The organism is Mesorhizobium sp. LSHC412B00, from assembly GCF_000503035.1.
Classification (GTDB): domain Bacteria; phylum Pseudomonadota; class Alphaproteobacteria; order Rhizobiales; family Rhizobiaceae; genus Mesorhizobium.
Map to the genome: position 1 here is coordinate 575,482 of NZ_AYWB01000001.1, position 16,344 is coordinate 591,825.

Sequence of the window (16,344 nt, forward strand, 5' to 3'; positions counted from 1 at the left end):
ATCGCCACTGTTAAGATCGGGTTATCCATATTCCTTTACGTTCGTGCAGGAAAATGTACCCGGGGGTGCGTTCGTCCCCTGCCATCTCAATCGCAAGCCGCAACGCTGGTCGGATAATCGTGAGTGTCACCCCCACAGAGCAACAGTTCGTGACCGCGCAGGCCAGCCGCCAAGACGCCCTCACACTCCTGTTCTTTCTCCTCGCGGCCTTCGCTTTCCTGCTCCGCTCGACCATCTCTCCGCAATTGATGAATATGGTGATGTCCTATTCGACGGAGGGGGGGTCGTTTCCCGAAAAGCTGCATATCGGGACCTATGCCATCTTTCTGCTGCTTGTCGTCATCGCCACGACCCGGCCAATTCGGCTCGAAGGCGATGAAGTCAGGCTGTTCAAGGCGACATTGTTATATTCGCTGCTGCTGTTGTGGCTGGTGCCTTATCTCTTCGTGATAGGCCGTGCCGGCTCGGCCGGCTTCATAATCGATTCCTATCTGGTCTCTTGTGCCGCGGCGATGATCATGCTTGCCCTGGGTGACCATGTGCGCAGGGCGCTTGGCAATGTCATCGTCGGCATGATTGTCCTCAGCGCCATCATCGGAACGATCGAGGCCGTCACCCAGCATCGATTCCTGCCCTATCCCCTCGTTGAGCTGGACTTTCGGCCGATCGGACTGTCGGCCCATCCGCTGGCGCTGGGCGCGCTTTGCACCACCGCCATAGGTTTCGTTGCATTGACGCGGTGGCGTATCTGGGTGTGCGCGCTTTGCATCTTCCTTCTCTTCATCGGCACGGCCGCTTCGGGCGCGCGCACCGCCCTGCTGCTCGCTTGCGGCGAGATCCTGTTCCTGCTCGTGTTCCTGCCTTGGCCGGACTTGTCACCCAGACATCAACGCCAGGCCAAACTCCTGGTGCTGATGCTGACGCTGGCCGGTGGCGCCATACTGATTGCGATACTCTTTTCGGCGGGGCTGCTGAACCGCTTCAGCAACACGCTCTTTGATCAAAATTACGACGCGCGCGTCAAGATCTACGATGTATTCAAGTTCGTTGAATGGAGGGACATCCTGCTTGGCATGAATCCCAACGAGTTGTTGAAGATCGTCAACGAAAAGCTCAACCTCCCCTTCATCGAAAGCACGCCGGTCGTTCTTACGCTTTTGTTCGGCCTGCCGATCGCCCTGCTCTTCGCGTTTGCTTTCTTCCGGTTCCTTTTCAAGCTCCTGCGCAATACGCCTCGGGCCGCCCATATCGCAGCGGCCGCGTCCATCCTCGCGGCATTGTCAAACAATGCCCTTTCTTCGAAGGCGCCGGATATCATGCTGCTCGTCATCTTGTTGCTCGCTTATCGAAAGCCGGATGGGCGCCAAACCGGCACGCCCCTTCAAGGCCAACCAGCATCAACAGCGACATGACGCCAAGCCCGCTCCTTGCGGGTGCCCTCGCGACGACCTCTTGTATTTCCATTTGAAACGCCTGCACGCTTTGCCAGGCTACGACGGGCGTGGCAGAATACCGACCAAGGGTGGATAGATCGCTGTTCCGGAACGCGCCTGACACGCCTGGAAAATGAAATGTTAACGATGTTTCCGTAAAGCAGGCTGTGCGTATTGAATATTAAAGGGTTAGCATGATGTCCGCCGCTTCCGGTCCTCCTCCAGCCGCGGCCGCCGCCGGCATTAGCCCCTATGAACGGATCGAAAATGCGCGGCGCGCCAGCAGGCCAAAGCCGCAACAAACCGCGCCGATCATGGCACATGCGGCGGCACCCGCTGTAACGTCGGCCCCTGTAACGTCGGCCCCTGTAACGTCGGCCCCTGTGTCGCCTGCACCCGTGGCGCCGCCTGTAGCCGAGCCCGTCACGACGGTGACGCTCAACAAGATCGGAACCTTTCTCGAACTCGATTTCGGGCGTCTGTTTGTCTGGCTGCGCGCCGGCCTCGCTCTGGTATGCCTGCTGGCAATAGCCGGCGGGATCATCGGCGGTGCCTACGCTCTGCTGAGCAAGCAGCGCTACACCGTGACCACGGACATCCTCATCAATCCCGCCAATCTTCAGGTTGTTCCGAACGATCTTTACCCGCAATCGGCCCAGGTCGATGGACAGCTGCTCAGCGCGCGCAGCAAAGAGCGCATCTTGACCTCGGGCAGCGTGCTTTCACGTGTTGTAGACGATCTTGACCTGGCCAGTGACCCGGAGTTCTTCGACGCGGACCGTAGCCGCACAGGGACGGACGGCGCCAAACCCGATCCAAAGCTTACCGCCCTGAAGAACCTGGCGGAACGGGTTGGCAGCATCGCGGATGAAAAGTCGTTTGTCACGACCTTGATGGTATCGGCGGAAACCCCCGCCAAGGCGATCCTGATTTCGCAGGATATCGTCAAGACTTTCCAGGAAGAGCTGGCCAGCGCCGAGGCTTCCGGCGCCAGCCGTGCCGCGGCGGCGCTGGACGGGCGGCTGGGCCAGCTCAAGAGCGATGTGCAGGCGGCCGAAGAGAAGGTCGAAGCCTATAGGCGCAGCCACAATCTGGCCACCAGCAATGGGCAGCTTGTTTCCTCGCAAACCATGACCCAGCTCAACGGCCAGATCGTGGAGACGCAATCGCGCGTCATCGCCGCGCAGGCAAGTTACGACGCCCTGCTTGCCGCCGGCGCAAACGGCACCAATTCCGGTCCCGCCACGTCGGAGGCGCTTGTGGCGCTGCGCGCAACGGCCAACGGCCTGCGCCAGCAGATCGATTCGCAGTCGATGACCTTTGGCCCCCGTCATCCGTCGATCGTCAGGCTGAAGACGGAGTACAACACGGTCAGCGCGCAACTCAGCGCCGAATACGCGCGCACCCTGCGCCTGGCGAAGGTCAATCTCGATGCCGCCAAAACCTCGTCGGCCTCCCTCAATGCCAAGATGAATGACTTGAAGGGCAACGTGTTCTCGGATAGCGATTCCGAGGTCGCCTTGCGTGAGCTTGAACGTGACGCCGCGTCGAAGACGGCTATCTATGAGAGCTTCCTGTCGCGGGCACGCCAGATAACCGAGCGCGAACAGATCGACAGCACCAATGTGCAGGTGATTTCCACCGCAGTGCCGCCAAAGGGCCGTTCATGGCCCCCGCGCACCGTCGTGATGATCGGCCTGGGGGCCATTGGCGGCATGATCCTCGGCATGTTGCTCGCCATTACCCTGGGTATCGTGCGCGACATGCGGCTTCCGCCGAACCGCCCGGATGTCATTGCCAGCCGCGCCTGAAATGGCGAAGCGGATTGTCTTTCACATTGCCAGCCTCAGGGGCGGCGGCGCCGAGCGTGTGTTCGTCCTGATAGCGAACGAGCTGGCATCGCGCGGCCACAACGTCACGCTTTTTACCTGGAACGCGCAGGGGCCCAATGCCGCCCTGCTTTCGCCTGCCGTGCATCTGGTCGATTTCGGCCTCCCCATTCGCGGCGAGGGTTATGGCAAGTGGGCGACATTGAAAGGCATCGTGCGAAGCGCGGGCCTGCTTGGCCGCCTTTCTCCCGACGCGATCTACAGCGCCCCGGAATTCGCCAATCTGGTCGTGGCGCTGGCGCTTTCCCTCGCGCGAAGCAGGGCGCGGTTCTTCCCGAGTTTCCACGCCGCCGCCTCACTGCCTTCCGGCAGCCTTGGCGCGAAAATGGCGGTCTGGCTTTCGGCCCTGGTTGCGGCCCGCGCCACCAGGGCCATCGCGGTTTCTGAGGGTGTCGGCGGCGATCTTGTGGCCCGAGGCTTCCCGAAATCCAAGGTCGTGGTCATCAACAACCCGCTGCCGCCGGCTGCGGCATCCCAGCAACGCGCCTACGCCTGGCAGGCAGAGCTCGCGGCGATGGGCGACGGCCCCATCATCATCACCGCCGGACGCCTGGTGCCCGTTAAGGATCATTGGACGTTGCTGCGGGCCTTCGCTGTGCTGCGCGCCGGGCGCCGGGCCCGGCTTGTCATCTTCGGCGAGGGTCCGCTGGCCGACGAGCTGCGCGCCTATGCCGAAGAATCCGGTATCGGCGCAGACGTTCTGTTTGCGGGCTATGTCAATGATCTGGCGGCCTGCTACGCCGTAGCTGACTTGTTCGTCCTATCATCGACCAGCGAGGGCTTCGGCAATGTTCTGGTCGAGGCCATGGCAGCGGGGATTCCGGTGGTCTCCACGGACGCGCCGCACGGCCCGCGCGAAATACTTGATGACGGCCGCTTCGGCGCCCTGGTGCCGGTCGGCGATGCCGCGGCCCTGGCAGTGGCGATGGCCGGAATGCTCGACCAGCCGACAACCGCCGCGATCCTGAAAAGCAGGGCGGCGGATTTCGAAATTGAAAAGATCGGAGACCGGTACGAGGCGTTGCTCTGAATTAGCGCATGGATCGGCTTGCGGCGGCACAGGAATCCGCCATTGATGGGACAGGACGCCGCCAACATAGGCCGGTTACTCCCAATCCAATCATGATCTTTAACATCAATTTACCCGGAGTTGGTAACAACAGGGAACCCGCGTTTTATCCTCAGGATAGGGATTTTCCTTGCCGCAGCATCACAGCCTTCCTGCCGGCCGTGCAAACGATCGCAATTGGCCGCGATTGCACCGCTTCATGCGGGTTGAGCTGGAACTCGCGCCTGACGTCCTGGTGCCGCGAGCCGAAACGGAACTGCTTGGCCGGACGGCCGCGGCCATTCTTGGCGAACAGGCGCACGAAACGATCCTGATCGACATGTGCTGCGGCAGCGGCAATCTTGCCGTGGGCATCGTCAGCGAATGTCCTCGGGCTCGGGCGTGGGCGGCGGACCTGACCGACAGCACGGTTTCGCTTGCCCGCCGCAATGTTGTGCGCCTCGCCCTGCAGGACAGGATCAAGGTCCGGCAAGGCGACCTATTTGCCGCGATCGAGGGTGACGGCCTCCGCGGCGCTGCCGACATGGTTGTGTGCAACCCGCCCTATATTTCCTCATCCCGTCTCGATAGCGAAAGCGCGCATCTGTTGGAGAACGAACCTCGGGAAGCTTTGGACGGCGGCCCTTACGGTATTTCGATCCTCCAAAGGCTGGTCCGGGATGCCGCAGCTTTCCTCAAGCCAGGCGGATGGCTGCTATTTGAGTTCGGCGAAGGTCAAGATCGTCAGATAGCAACCCTTTTATCGAGATCGAAATCCTACGAAACCCCAACCTTTGCCGTGACGGCCGACGGCCAGCCCCGTGTCGCCATGGCGCGCAAACATGGTGGCCGGGTTCCCGGAACCGGGAGCCCGGCGTGAGCGTCGTCCGCGCCCTCGATCAGGCCGACCTTGCGGCCGTCGCGGGCATGTTTCAACGCATGCTGCGCAAGAAGCGGGGGCCAGCGCCGGCCTCCCTCGTCGATTACATGAGGCGGTTTTATCTGGACGCACCCGACTGGGGCAGCGGGCTCCGTTCGCTTGTCCATGTCAATGACGCCGGCCAGGTTTCCGGGTTCGTCGGCGTTCATGCGCTGCCAATGAAATTCAACGGCCGGCAGCTCTACGCTGCCATCTGCAGCTCGCTGATGGTCGAGGATCACGAGACCGATCCGATGGCCGGTGCCCGCCTGTTGAAGGCCTTCCTCGATGGTCCGCAGGACATCTCCTTCAGCGAAACCGCCAATGATACGTCCGTGAAACTGTGGACGCGGCTTCGCGGCGTTGTGCTGCCGCAATACAGCCTTGACTGGGTTCGCGTGATGCGGCCGGCGACCTTCATGCTCAGCCTTTTTGCCAATCACATGAAGCTTGCCTGGATGTTCAACCCGCTCGCCCGGATCGTCGACCGGCTCTACCTTCGCAAAATGAAGGGCAGTCAACGACGCTGGACCGGCGTCGTCGCCAACGCATCGAGCCGGGGGGCATTTCGGGCCTCCGAGATCGACAGCGGCAGCTTTGCGGGGCTGCTGGAGCCGCTTTGCGCCCAATTTCCGCTACGTCCGCAGTGGGCGGAAGGTCAGCTCAACCATATTCTGGGCGATGCGGCGCAAAAGCCGGATTTCGGAGAGCTTGTCTACGTGTCGGTGGCATCGCCGAACGGCGCCAATGTCGGCGCTTTCGCCTATTACGCGCGACCGGACGGGATCGGCCGCGTGCTGCAGGTCCTCGCTCTTCCCGGCCAGGCCGGGCCGGTGATCGATTGCCTGGTCGAGCATGCCGCCCGGCGCGGTGTCTCCGGCTTGCGCGGCCGCGTCCAGCCCGCGCTTCTGGACGCCATGCTTGTAAGACGCATAGCCTTCATACCGGTCGCCTCGACCGTCGTGCATTCACGCGATCCCGAGCTTCTCGATGCCATGAAGAACGCGCAGGTCTTTCTGAACGGGCTTGCGGGCGAGCAGTGGAGCCAGTTGATCGGCGGCCGCTTCACCTGAAGCGTTCCGCCTACAGCAATTCCAGGAAAGGGTGCGCGGCTTTCCGTCCGGAATTGCGTAAAGACAAGAGCTTAGTATTTCTTTCATGCATGTCGTATCGCAAGACCGGATCACTTTTGCTCGATATGCATAGGTCAGGAGCCGACTTCGTCCACGCCGTCAACGAGCTGCGGGCGCAGGTGCAGATAGCGCGTTGCCTTTCGCTTGGCGGCGATGTCGGCCCAGACGCGTTCGATCTGTGAGGCGGTCAATCCCGCCGCTTGCCCTACCACCTCGGCGGACACGCCGTTGTTGAGGCCGTAGAGACACAGATCCATCCGATCGTAAGGCAGGGAGAAGTAGAATTCTTCCTGCGTCTGCGCCAGCGAGTAGGTGTCGGTGGTCGGCGGCCGGTTGCGGACCTCTTCCGGAATGCCGAGATAGGCGGCTAGCGCATAGACCTGCGTCTTGTAGAGATGCGCGATCGGCTTGACGTCGGCGGCGCCGTCGCCGTTCTTGACGAAGAACCCCTGGTCGTATTCCAGCCGGTTCGGTGTGCCGAGCACGGCGAAGTTCAGCCGGTCGGCATGATAATATTCGAGCTGCTTGCGGGTGCGCTGCTTCATGTTGGTGGCGGCAACGATGCCGAGATAGACAGCCACCGGCATCCGCAATTTCGTCTGCTTGCCTTGCGGGTCCTGCACCACCAGCGACGAGATGTTGTAGCCCTCGCCTTCGAGCACGTTCGCGATCACGATCTTCGAGGCCCAGCCCTTGCCATAGTCCGGGACCAATTCGCGGATGAAGGCGTCGCGGCGTTCATAGCAGCCCATTGCCCGCAGGGTCGGCCCGATATCCTCCACAACGGCCTCGACGCCGAAAGTGTCGGCGACCAGATAGCCGAGCCGCAGGCTTTCGGGGTCGGAATCGCTTTCCGGCATGAGGACGCACAGCACATTCTGGTGGCCGACGGCCCGCGCGGCCAATGCAGCCGAAACGCTGGAATCTACACCGCCCGAAAGACCGAGCACGAGTCCGCGCTTGCGAATGCCGCGCAACTGCTCGCGCAGGGCCGCCACGATCCTGTCCGTTTCGGCGGCGGGATCGATGGCCAGGGCTTGCGTGAAGGCCGGCGCATCCTGGGTTGAGCCGATGTTCATTGCTCGGCCTCCATCATCTCAGCCGCGAGCCGGCGGCTGACCTTGCCCGACTCCGTCTTCGGTAATTCGCTCCGGAACTCTATGATTTTGGGGACCATGAAATCCTCCAGGTGGCGCGCGCAGTGACGAATGATGTCCTTTCCGCCAAGCGCCGGATCGGACCGCACGACGAGCGCGCCAATCGCATGCCCCAGCACCGGATCCGGCACGCCGACGACCACCGCTTCCGCGATACCTGGATGGGCGTGGAGCACGGCCTCCACTTCCTTGGGGGCGACCTTCTCGCCACGCGTCTTGATGATGTCGTCCTTACGCCCGACAAAATAGAGAAAGCCGTCCTCGTCGGTCTGGAACAGGTCGCCCGTATAGAGCACCTTTTCCCAAGGGTTAGGCCCCGGCCGGAGCGCTCGTTCCGTCGCGGCCTTGTTGCGCCAATAGCCCTGCATCACGTGCGGACCGCGGATGACTAGCTCACCTGCCACGCCCGCCGGCACGCGTTGTCCAAGGTCGTCGACGACAAAGGCTTCCGTGTTGGGGATGGCTATGCCGACCGACCCTGGCCGGCGGTCAAGTTCCTCGGGTGGCAAATAGGTGCAGCGCTTGCATTCGGTCAGCCCATACATCGAATAGATCCGGACGCCGGGCAGCAGCGAGCGCAGGCGTTCTATGTGGGCTGGCGGCAAGGCGGCCGCGGTGTTGGAAATATAGCGGAGGCTGGGCAGGAAACCCGGCGCCAGATCACGCATCTGCAGGATCATCGCCGCCATGGTAGGCACCAGCGGAAGGCCGGTGACGCCCTCTTTGCGGATGCGTTCGAAGATCTCGTGCGGGAAGGCGAAGGACTTCTCGAGCACCAGCGTGGCCCCGAGCCTGACTGCCATCAGCAACTGGTAGAGGCCATAGTCGAAGGCAAGCGGGAGGACGTTCAGGATGATGTCGTCCGGCGCGTTGCGCAGATAGGTGGCGATCGACCCCGCGGCGGCGTCGCAATTGCGATGCGTCATCATCACACCCTTGGGCCGGCCGGTCGAACCTGACGTGTAGATCAGCATCGCAAGGTCGACGTCGATGCCGCGATGGTTTACCTCCGCGCCATCGAACGTCAGGCAGTCAGTCAGGGACGCGGCCCCTGCCGGGCATTGCCCGTCGGCCCCAGGGGTGGAAGCCACGAAGATGCCGGGCTTGCCTTGCGATGCGCAGGCTTCGGTGACCACGGGCATCAGCTTCGCCTGCGTCAGGACCGCCCTGGCGTCGCAATCGGCGATGACGTAACCGAGCTTGTCGGCCTTTGTGGAGGGGTTGATCGGACTGAAGGTCGCACCTGCCTTGAGTGCGGCAAAGATCGATACGGCGGCCTCCCAGCAATTGTCCATGAAGATCAGAACGCGGTCGTCGCGCCTGATCCCATTCATGAAGAGAGCGGTGGCCAGCCGGCTCGAAAGGTCGTCGAGTTCTTCGTAGCTCAGCCTTTTGCCCTTGGTGACCAATGCCGTCTTGGCCGGGTGGGCAGCAGCCTTCGCCACCAGAAAATGCTCGATCCGCACGGGACGTTCCTCGCCGTTGGCGCTTACGCTGCCAGCGTTTGTGCTCTCGCCTCGATGAAGGACGAGATGCGGTCAAGCGAGTCCAGGTTGGCCGGAACGATGTCGGCATCCACCATCGCGATGCCGAAATTGTCCTCGATGAAGGCCACCAGCTCAAGTACCGCAGTCGAGTCGATAATGTCGTTCTCGATCAGCGAGGCTGAATCCGACAGTTTGTAGGAGGTGTCGCCGAACAGGAAGTTGTCGACGATAAAGCTTCTGACCCTGTCCTTGATTGCCGTCATCATGTCTTTCCTTTTCCTCGCCGTCTCAGGCCGCTCTTGCCGCGCCGGCCGCTTGGCCGGCGAAATTCTTCTGCCACAGCTGCGTCGACAGAATGCCGACGAAGGCGGCGTTGTCGCGAAATCCGGTCGCGGTCTCAATGCGGCATTTCTCGTGGAGCTTGGCCACCGCCTTGGCGTTGAACAGGCCGCCGGCGGTAATGCTCGCCTCGCCCAGGCAGTCACGAACATAGTCTAGTTCCTCCGCCCCGACGAAGGAGCGGGCCTCCGGGGCGCGGTAAGGTTGCTTGGTGCGTTTACCGATCGCCGCCGGAAGGTGGTGCCTGGCCACCTTGCGCAATATGTGCTTCTCCATCAAGCCTTTCAGTTTCATCTCCGGCGGAAGTCTTGCCGCGAACTCTACCACGCGATGATCCAGGAAAGGAAACCGCCCTTCGATGCCGTGCGCCATGGCCATCCGATCGCCTTGGCTGGAGAGGATGTAGCCGGGCAGGAGGAAGCGGGTTTCGAGATATTGCGCCTGATGCAGCGGATGCCATAGGGAAAACGCCTCGGGTAGGCGGCTGGTCAGCTCTTCAGCTGCGTCATAACCCTTCAACGTCGCGCGCAGGTCGCCGGAAAAGAAGATTTTCGCCGCCGCCGTGGTCTTGAAGCGTGGCCGATGCGAGAACAGCGGATCGTCGAGGGCAGCGTTGCTGGTGCCGAAGAAGGCAGCCAGATACTCCACCGATTGCTGTTGCAGGCCCGGCAGATACGGGTAAAGCCGGCGGAACAGCTGCGGCCTTATGCGCGATGTGGGCTGCCGCCCGCAGAACCGGCGGACACGCGCCTCCTTGAAGACGTCGTAACCGGCGAAGACCTCGTCGGCGCCTTCACCCGTCAGCACCACCTTCAGGCCGGCCTGGCGAACCAGGGCGGACAATTTGTAGAGTGGCGCTGGCGCCGTGCGGATGATCGGCCGCTCGGCAAAGCGGATGACGTCAGGAAAGACGCTGGCGATATCGCGGGCGCCGCATTCTATGGCGTGGTGGCGCGTGCCGAGCGCCGAGGCCATTTCGGTCTGAAAGGCGCTTTCGTCATGCTCGGCGCTGTCGAAGGTTACGGAAAATGTCTCCAGTCTCCGAGGAGTCATGCCGGCGGCAAGCGCCGAAACGAGCGACGAATCGAGCCCTCCGGAAAGATAGGAACCGACCGGCACGTCGGCCCGCATGCGAAGCCTCACCGCATCGGTCAGAAGGGCTTGCAATTCCTCTGCCGCGTGGTCCTCGTTCGTGATCTTCGACGGCTCATCACGATGCGGATAGTCCAGGTGCCAGTACCGTCTGACCGTGACCTGCCCCTGCGTCGCGATCATCACACTTGCCGGTTCCAACTCGTGGATATTGCGGAACGCCGTGCGCGGAGCGATCGGCGCCCACAGCGTAAAGATCTGATCCAGCGCAATCGGATCAATTTCAGCGGAGACGCCCGGGACCTTCAACAGAGCTTTGATCTCCGAGGCAAAGTAAAGCACCCCGTCCTTACTTGTGTAGAAGAGCGGCCGGACACCCATCCGGTCTCGTGCAAGCACCATTCGTCGCTGCCGATTGTCCCATATCGCCAAGGCGAAATCACCGTTCAGGAGAGACAAGCAGTGTTCGCCCATCTCCTCATAGAGCTGAAGGATGACCTCTGTGTCGCTCGACGTCCGAAAGTGTCGGCCCTTGGCGATCAGCCCTTCGCGCAGTTCTATGTAGTTGAAAATCTCGCCGTTGAACGCAATCGTCAAATTGCCGGCCTCGTCGGACATCGGTTGCTGGCCGTCTCCGATGCCGATCACCGACAGCCGCGCATGCCCGAGCCCGGCATCGGGTGCTACGAATTTCCCTTGCTCATCCGGCCCACGATGGGCAATTGCGGCTACCATGTGCGTGAGCAAAGCTTCCGCATCCCGGATTGACCCGAAATAACCCCCGAATCCACACATCCCTTGAACTCATATTGAACGCTAAGGTACGGAACATAACCTCGATAGTGGCATCTGAGGTTAATCCGATAATTTCACCGAGCATGTGGTTAACAAGAAGTTTGCCACGATGGTCTCCCGTGGCTAGGACACGATGGCTCTCCATCACCTCGCGTTGCGTGTGTGGAAAACAATTTTGAGGCCGAGCCCTTCCAGGGCGTGCGGCCGTAATAGCCGGAACGATAGCCCAGGCGCTCCAACGTGGCGAACCGCCCTGGATACAAACGGACCGCGCGCAACGTGCTGGCGATCTTGAGGCAAATTCAACCGCAGGCTGCCGGGCTGACTATTATTGCGGTAGGTTTTTCAACGGTTGCAATGGCTTAGCGTTTTCCGACACGCCCTAGGCGCGAACGGACCAGAGCGTTTCCAAAAAAGTGTGACACGGTTTTCTCTGCAGAAGCGCGCGGCGCTTCTCAAGCAATTTGCCTCGAAATCAAGAGATGACGGGGGTTTCAACGTGTCTGTGGAACGGTTGATCGCTCTAGGCCTTTTGTCCGGGTTGGCATGGCTGGACGCGGGCGGCTAAGGCTGGAAATGTGATTGCACGTCTTCGCTGCCGGGGGGCTGGCCGGAGGACGAGGAGGATGGCGCTGAATTTCGAATATATTGCCGGCCATCCGGCGCTGCACCGTCATGTCGAGGCGCAGTCGAAGGCGCTGCTGCATATCTATGAAACGAGCCCACGCTTGGCCGCCGTATTCGCCACGCAACAGCGCTGGCTGCTGGCTCACACCGGCCTAGCCCTGCATTTCGCCCGCGACCCGCGCGATCCCCGCACGGAACTGACACTGGCCCGCTTCATCGATGCAGTGCTTCACTATTCCGTCGCCAGCCGCAACACGGCTGAAGCCTTCATCAAGGAGATGCTGCACTATCACATCATCGAATACCTGCCGCACACCGGTGATGGACGAGCCCATCCCTTTCAGGTGACGGCAGCGACGCTGAAGGAATTCGATGGCTGGGTGGTTGCGCATCTGCGCACGCTCGACGGTCTCGACAGCGGCAACCGCCTCGCCGCGTTTCTCGAGCAGCACGGCATGATTGCCAGGCTGCAGCCGATGGTGGCGGAAGGCCTGCTCTCCTCCAACCCTGTGCGTGAGCCCAAGCAGACGTTTTCGCTGTTCATCTGGCTCAACAATGGCGGCATCGTCATGGATTGGCTGATGTCCGGCATCGATCCCGACAATGCCGCCCTCGACCGGATCCCGACCAGCGTGGTTTCGATCGGCGAATTCGCCAGTTGGCTAAAACTCTCGCGCACCCATCTTGCGCGCAAATTGCGCGACGCCGAAAAGCTCGGCAGCGTCGGCTGGCTGGGCCGGCGCGGGCATTCCGTAATGTGGGTCTCGAACAGCTTCTACCAGGAATACATGACCGTGCAGGCCGCCAAACTTGCCGTCATCGATGCCGCGTTCGAAGCCTGCCGACCGGCGTCGCCGCACGCTGGCTGAACGTTCGGCGCAGACGCTGTTGCGCAGCCGATCGTGCCGACCGCGAGGACCCGTCCGGGCGCATGGCCGAGGTGGCCTTTCCGCCGTCGGGATACGGACATCTGGACAGCGGGGGCGAAGCCTTAAAGCGGAACGATCCGCGCGAGCGGCAGCGATCCGCCCGACGGGTTCGGGTGGATCAACTGGTCAAAAGCCGGGCGCAGCATCTCAATCGATGTCGAATGACACGCCCTGCGCCAGCGGCAGCGCCTTGGAATAGTTCACCGTGTTGGTGGCGCGGCGCATATAGGCCTTCCAGGCATCGGAGCCGCTCTCGCGCCCGCCGCCGGTTTCCTTCTCGCCGCCGAACGCGCCGCCGATCTCGGCGCCCGACGTGCCGATGTTGACGTTGGCGATGCCGCAATCCGAACCATCGACGCCGAGGAAGCGCTCGGATTCCTGCAGGTCGCGGGTGAAGATCGACGACGACAGTCCGGCGCCGACCGCATTGTGCTCGTCGAGCACGGCATCGAAATCGGAGTACTTCATTACATAGAGGATCGGCGCGAAGGTTTCTTCGGTGACGGGAGCCACCTGCTTCGGCATTTCGACTAGCGCCGGATGCACGTAATAGGCATCGGGATGGCCATTCTCGACCCGCGAACCGCCGGTCAGCTTGCCGCCGTGAGCGGTGGCTTCCTTGAGCGCCTTTTGCATGGCGTCGAACGCCGCCTTGTCGATCAGCGGCCCGACGAGCGAAGACGTCTCCAGCGGGTTGCCGACCGAGACGCTCTCATAGGCCTTCTTCAGCCGCGGCAGCAGCGTGTCATAGACGCTGTCATGCACGAACAGGCGCCGCAGCGTCGTGCAGCGCTGGCCCGCGGTGCCCATGGCGCCAAAGGCGATGGCGCGCAGCGCCATGTCGAGATCGGCGGTCGGGCAGACGATGCCGGCATTGTTGCCGCCGAGCTCGAGCACGGCGCGGGCAAAGCGCTTGGCCAGCCGCGGGCCGACATCCCGGCCCATGCGGGTCGAGCCGGTGGCCGAAACCAGCGCCACCTTCGGGTGGTCGACCAGGATCTCGCCGACGGAGCGGTCGCCAATCAGCACCGGTGCCAGGCCATGCGGCGCATCTGCGCCGAAGCGCTTGACCGCGCCGGCAAAAATCGCCTCGCAGGCGAGCGCCGTCAGCGGCGTCTTTTCCGAGGGCTTCCACACCACGGCGTCGCCGCAGACCAGCGCGAGCGCCGCGTTCCACGACCACACCGCGACCGGGAAGTTGAAGGCCGAAATGACGCCGACGACGCCGAGCGGATGCCAGGTCTCCATCATGCGATGTCCCGGACGCTCGGTGGCGATGGTTAGACCGTAGAGCTGGCGGGAAAGGCCGACGGCGAAATCGCAGATGTCGATCATTTCCTGAACTTCGCCGAGGCCTTCCGACGGGATCTTGCCGACCTCGATCGACACCAGCCGGCCAAGCTCGGTTTTGTGCGCGCGCAACTCCTCGCCGAGCAGCCGCACCAGTTCGCCGCGTCGGGGACCCGGCACCATCCGCCAGGCCTGGAACGCCGTGTGCGCGGCATCGATGGTCTTGGCCGCATCGGCCGGCGAAATCGTCTTCAGCGCCGCGATCTGTTCACCCGTCACCGGGCTGCGCACGACGAGGTCGCCGCCGGTCAGCGCGTCCTTGGCCACACCCAGTTTCGCCAGAAGTTCGGCCGTTTCCTTCGCTATCGTCATTTTTATCCCTTTCAGATCCGCTCGCCATCATAGGGCGGCGGTCGAGCCTTGGCGCCATTATCGCCCGCATGCCGCAGGCGCTGTCATGGCGTGCCATTACTCGTTTCAGGGGAAAATCGCCACCCCGGCATGGTCCAAGCCGGGATTGCACGATTGAGCCAGAGGAGGAACAGGCTTAGTGCGCTGTCTTCGCCGGCGCCTTCACGGCTCCGTCCCGCATCAGCCGGTCGATATGCATGCGGATATGGGCGGCTTCCGCTGCCGTGTTGGCCAACGCAATGGCGCGATCGAAGGCGACACGCGCCTCTTCGCCACGGCCGAGCTGCATCAACAGACCGCCCTTGAGGCCGAAGAAGTGGAAATAGCCGGACAGCCTCTCGCCAAGCGGCTCGATCATGGCAAGGGCAGCTTCCGGCCCGCGCACCTTGGCGACCGCAACCGCGCGGTTCAGCGTCACCACCGGCGAAGGTTGCATCGCCTCCAGCAGGCTGTAGAGCAGGTCGATCTCGGTCCAGTCGGTCTCCTCGGGGGTTGCCGCCCGCGCATGAAGGGCGGCGATCGCCGCCTGCACCTGGTAGGGTCCGGGCTTCTGGTGGCGCAGGGCCTTGTCGACCAGCGCCAGGCCTTCGTCGATCATCTTGCGGCTCCACAGCGAGCGGTCCTGGTCGTCGAGCAGCACGATCTCGCCATTCTCGTCGAAGCGGGCCGGCGCGCGCGCATGCTGCAGCAAAAGCAATGCCGTCAGGCCCATGATCTCCGGTTCGGTCTGGAACAGCCGCAGCAACAGGCGCGCCAGCCGGATCGCCTCCTCGCAAAGCGGCGCACGCGCCGGCGCCTCGCCGCTGTTGGTGGAATAACCTTCGTTGAAGATCAGATAGACCATGGCGGCAACGGCGGCGAGNGGCGGCGAGCCGCTCCGAGCGCTCGACCGCGCCGGGCGTCTCGAACGGCACGCCGGCATCGGCAATGCGCGCCTTGGCGCGCGTGATGCGCTGTTCCATGGCGCTTTCGCCGACCAGGAACGCACGCGCGATCTGCTTGACGGTGAGACCGGAGACGATGCGCAGCGCCACCGCGATCTGCTGCGTAGGCGGCAGATCCGGATGGCAGCAGATGAACAAGAGCCGCAATATGTCATCGCGGTAGTGCGCGCCGTCCAGCCGTTCGGCGATATCGCTCTCGGCATCTTCCAGGTCCGAGATCTGGTCCTCTTCCGGCATCGGCGCCTGCTTGGCGCGCTTGCGCACCGCGTCGATGCCGGTGTTGCGGCCGACAAAGATCAGCCAGGCCGCAGGATCGCGCGGCGGCCCGTTCTGCGGCCAGTTCTTGAGTGCCCTCAGGCACGCGTCCTGGAAAGCTTCCTCCGCCGTATCGAGATTGCGGAAATAGCGCAGCAGCGCACCCATACCCTGCGGGCGGGCAGCGCTGATCGCCGAGCTTATCCAGGCGAGGTCTGTCATGTGGCTACTCTGGTTGGGTTGAAGACGGAAACCGGTCGGATCTCATAGGATCCGCCGCTGGGATTGACCTCGGAAAGCTCGCGCGCGAACTCGACGGCCTCGTCGAGATCGGCGCATTCCAGCGTGTAGAAGCCGAGGAACTGTTCCTTGGTCTCGGCAAACGGGCCGTCGATGACGACCGATTCGCCCTTGACCTTGCGCAGCGTCGTCGCGGCGGTGGTGGGCAAAAGCCGCGCCACCGGCCCAAGCCGGCCGGCTTGAGCGTATTTTTCCTGCACATGCATGAGCTTTGCCATGACCTCGTCATCCTGTGCCTTGCTCCAGGAGGAGACGACATCTTCGGAGGCATAGCAGAGGATAGCGTAGAGCATGGG

General features: G+C 62.6%; 12 protein-coding genes and 1 pseudogene. 6 read left to right on the plus strand and 7 right to left on the minus strand.

Translation table 11 applies throughout. The annotated features are described in order from the left end of the window. Positions 1–149: 149 nt before the first annotated feature. The 5 genes from X757_RS161880 (at position 150) to X757_RS161860 (ending at position 6,362) form a co-directional block, all read left to right on the plus strand. Complete coding sequence (locus X757_RS161880; RefSeq protein ID WP_023725126.1) at positions 150–1,412, plus strand: VpsF family polysaccharide biosynthesis protein; 1,263 nt, start codon at positions 150–152, stop codon at positions 1,410–1,412. A gap of 218 nt (positions 1,413–1,630) precedes the next feature. Next, positions 1,631–3,244 carry a GumC family protein gene (locus tag X757_RS161875; RefSeq protein ID WP_031196492.1) on the plus strand — a complete coding sequence of 538 codons (1,614 nt, stop codon included), beginning with the start codon at positions 1,631–1,633 and terminating at the stop codon, positions 3,242–3,244. Continuing rightward, complete coding sequence (locus X757_RS161870; protein WP_245275025.1) at positions 3,222–4,352, plus strand: glycosyltransferase; 1,131 nt, start codon at positions 3,222–3,224, stop codon at positions 4,350–4,352. Before X757_RS161875 ends, X757_RS161870 begins: the two co-directional genes overlap by 23 nt. A 169-nt stretch (positions 4,353–4,521) precedes the next feature. Then, complete coding sequence (locus X757_RS161865) at positions 4,522–5,250, plus strand: HemK/PrmC family methyltransferase (protein WP_031251018.1); 729 nt, start codon at positions 4,522–4,524, stop codon at positions 5,248–5,250. Further along, a complete protein-coding gene (locus tag X757_RS161860) occupies positions 5,247–6,362 on the plus strand; it encodes a hypothetical protein (RefSeq protein WP_023671790.1) in 1,116 nt (371 codons plus the stop codon). The genes X757_RS161865 and X757_RS161860 overlap by 4 nt, the downstream gene beginning before the upstream one ends. Before the next feature lie 134 nt (positions 6,363–6,496). On the opposite strand, the gene nadE is transcribed toward X757_RS161860, so the two are convergent. Genes nadE through asnB form a run of 4 tightly spaced genes read right to left on the minus strand, consistent with a single transcriptional unit; the run spans position 6,497 to position 11,292 of the window. Continuing rightward, entirely contained in the window at positions 6,497–7,501 is a 1,005-nt protein-coding gene (nadE, locus tag X757_RS161855; protein ID WP_023725129.1) for an NAD(+) synthase, read from the minus strand. Continuing rightward, positions 7,498–9,045 (minus strand): class I adenylate-forming enzyme family protein, encoded by a 1,548-nt coding sequence (locus tag X757_RS161850; protein ID WP_023683447.1) that lies wholly within the window; start codon positions 9,043–9,045, stop codon positions 7,498–7,500. The genes nadE and X757_RS161850 overlap by 4 nt, the downstream gene beginning before the upstream one ends. Positions 9,046–9,068: 23 nt before the next feature. Next, a complete protein-coding gene (locus X757_RS161845) occupies positions 9,069–9,332 on the minus strand; it encodes an acyl carrier protein (protein WP_023671787.1) in 264 nt (87 codons plus the stop codon). A 22-nt stretch (positions 9,333–9,354) separates the two neighbouring features. Then, positions 9,355–11,292 (minus strand): asparagine synthase (glutamine-hydrolyzing), encoded by a 1,938-nt coding sequence (gene asnB / locus X757_RS161840; RefSeq protein WP_023725130.1) that lies wholly within the window; start codon positions 11,290–11,292, stop codon positions 9,355–9,357. Positions 11,293–11,918: 626 nt separating this feature from the next. On the opposite strand from asnB, the gene X757_RS161835 reads away from it, so the two are divergent. After that, complete coding sequence (locus X757_RS161835) at positions 11,919–12,788, plus strand: hypothetical protein (protein ID WP_023683449.1); 870 nt, start codon at positions 11,919–11,921, stop codon at positions 12,786–12,788. 207 nt (positions 12,789–12,995) lie between these two features. On the opposite strand, the gene X757_RS161830 is transcribed toward X757_RS161835, so the two are convergent. From X757_RS161830 to X757_RS161825, 3 genes and pseudogenes are all read right to left on the minus strand, one after another. After that, positions 12,996–14,510 carry an aldehyde dehydrogenase family protein gene (locus tag X757_RS161830; protein WP_023691701.1) on the minus strand — a complete coding sequence of 505 codons (1,515 nt, stop codon included), beginning with the start codon at positions 14,508–14,510 and terminating at the stop codon, positions 12,996–12,998. Positions 14,511–14,685: 175 nt separating this feature from the next. After that, positions 14,686–15,970, minus strand: a pseudogene (locus tag X757_RS01000000164455) (RNA polymerase sigma factor). Continuing rightward, positions 15,967–16,341, minus strand: coding sequence for a YciI family protein (locus X757_RS161825; protein ID WP_023725131.1), 375 nt, complete (start codon positions 16,339–16,341; stop codon positions 15,967–15,969). Before X757_RS161825 ends, X757_RS01000000164455 begins: the two are co-directional and overlap by 4 nt. Between the last annotated feature and the right edge of the window lie 3 nt (positions 16,342–16,344).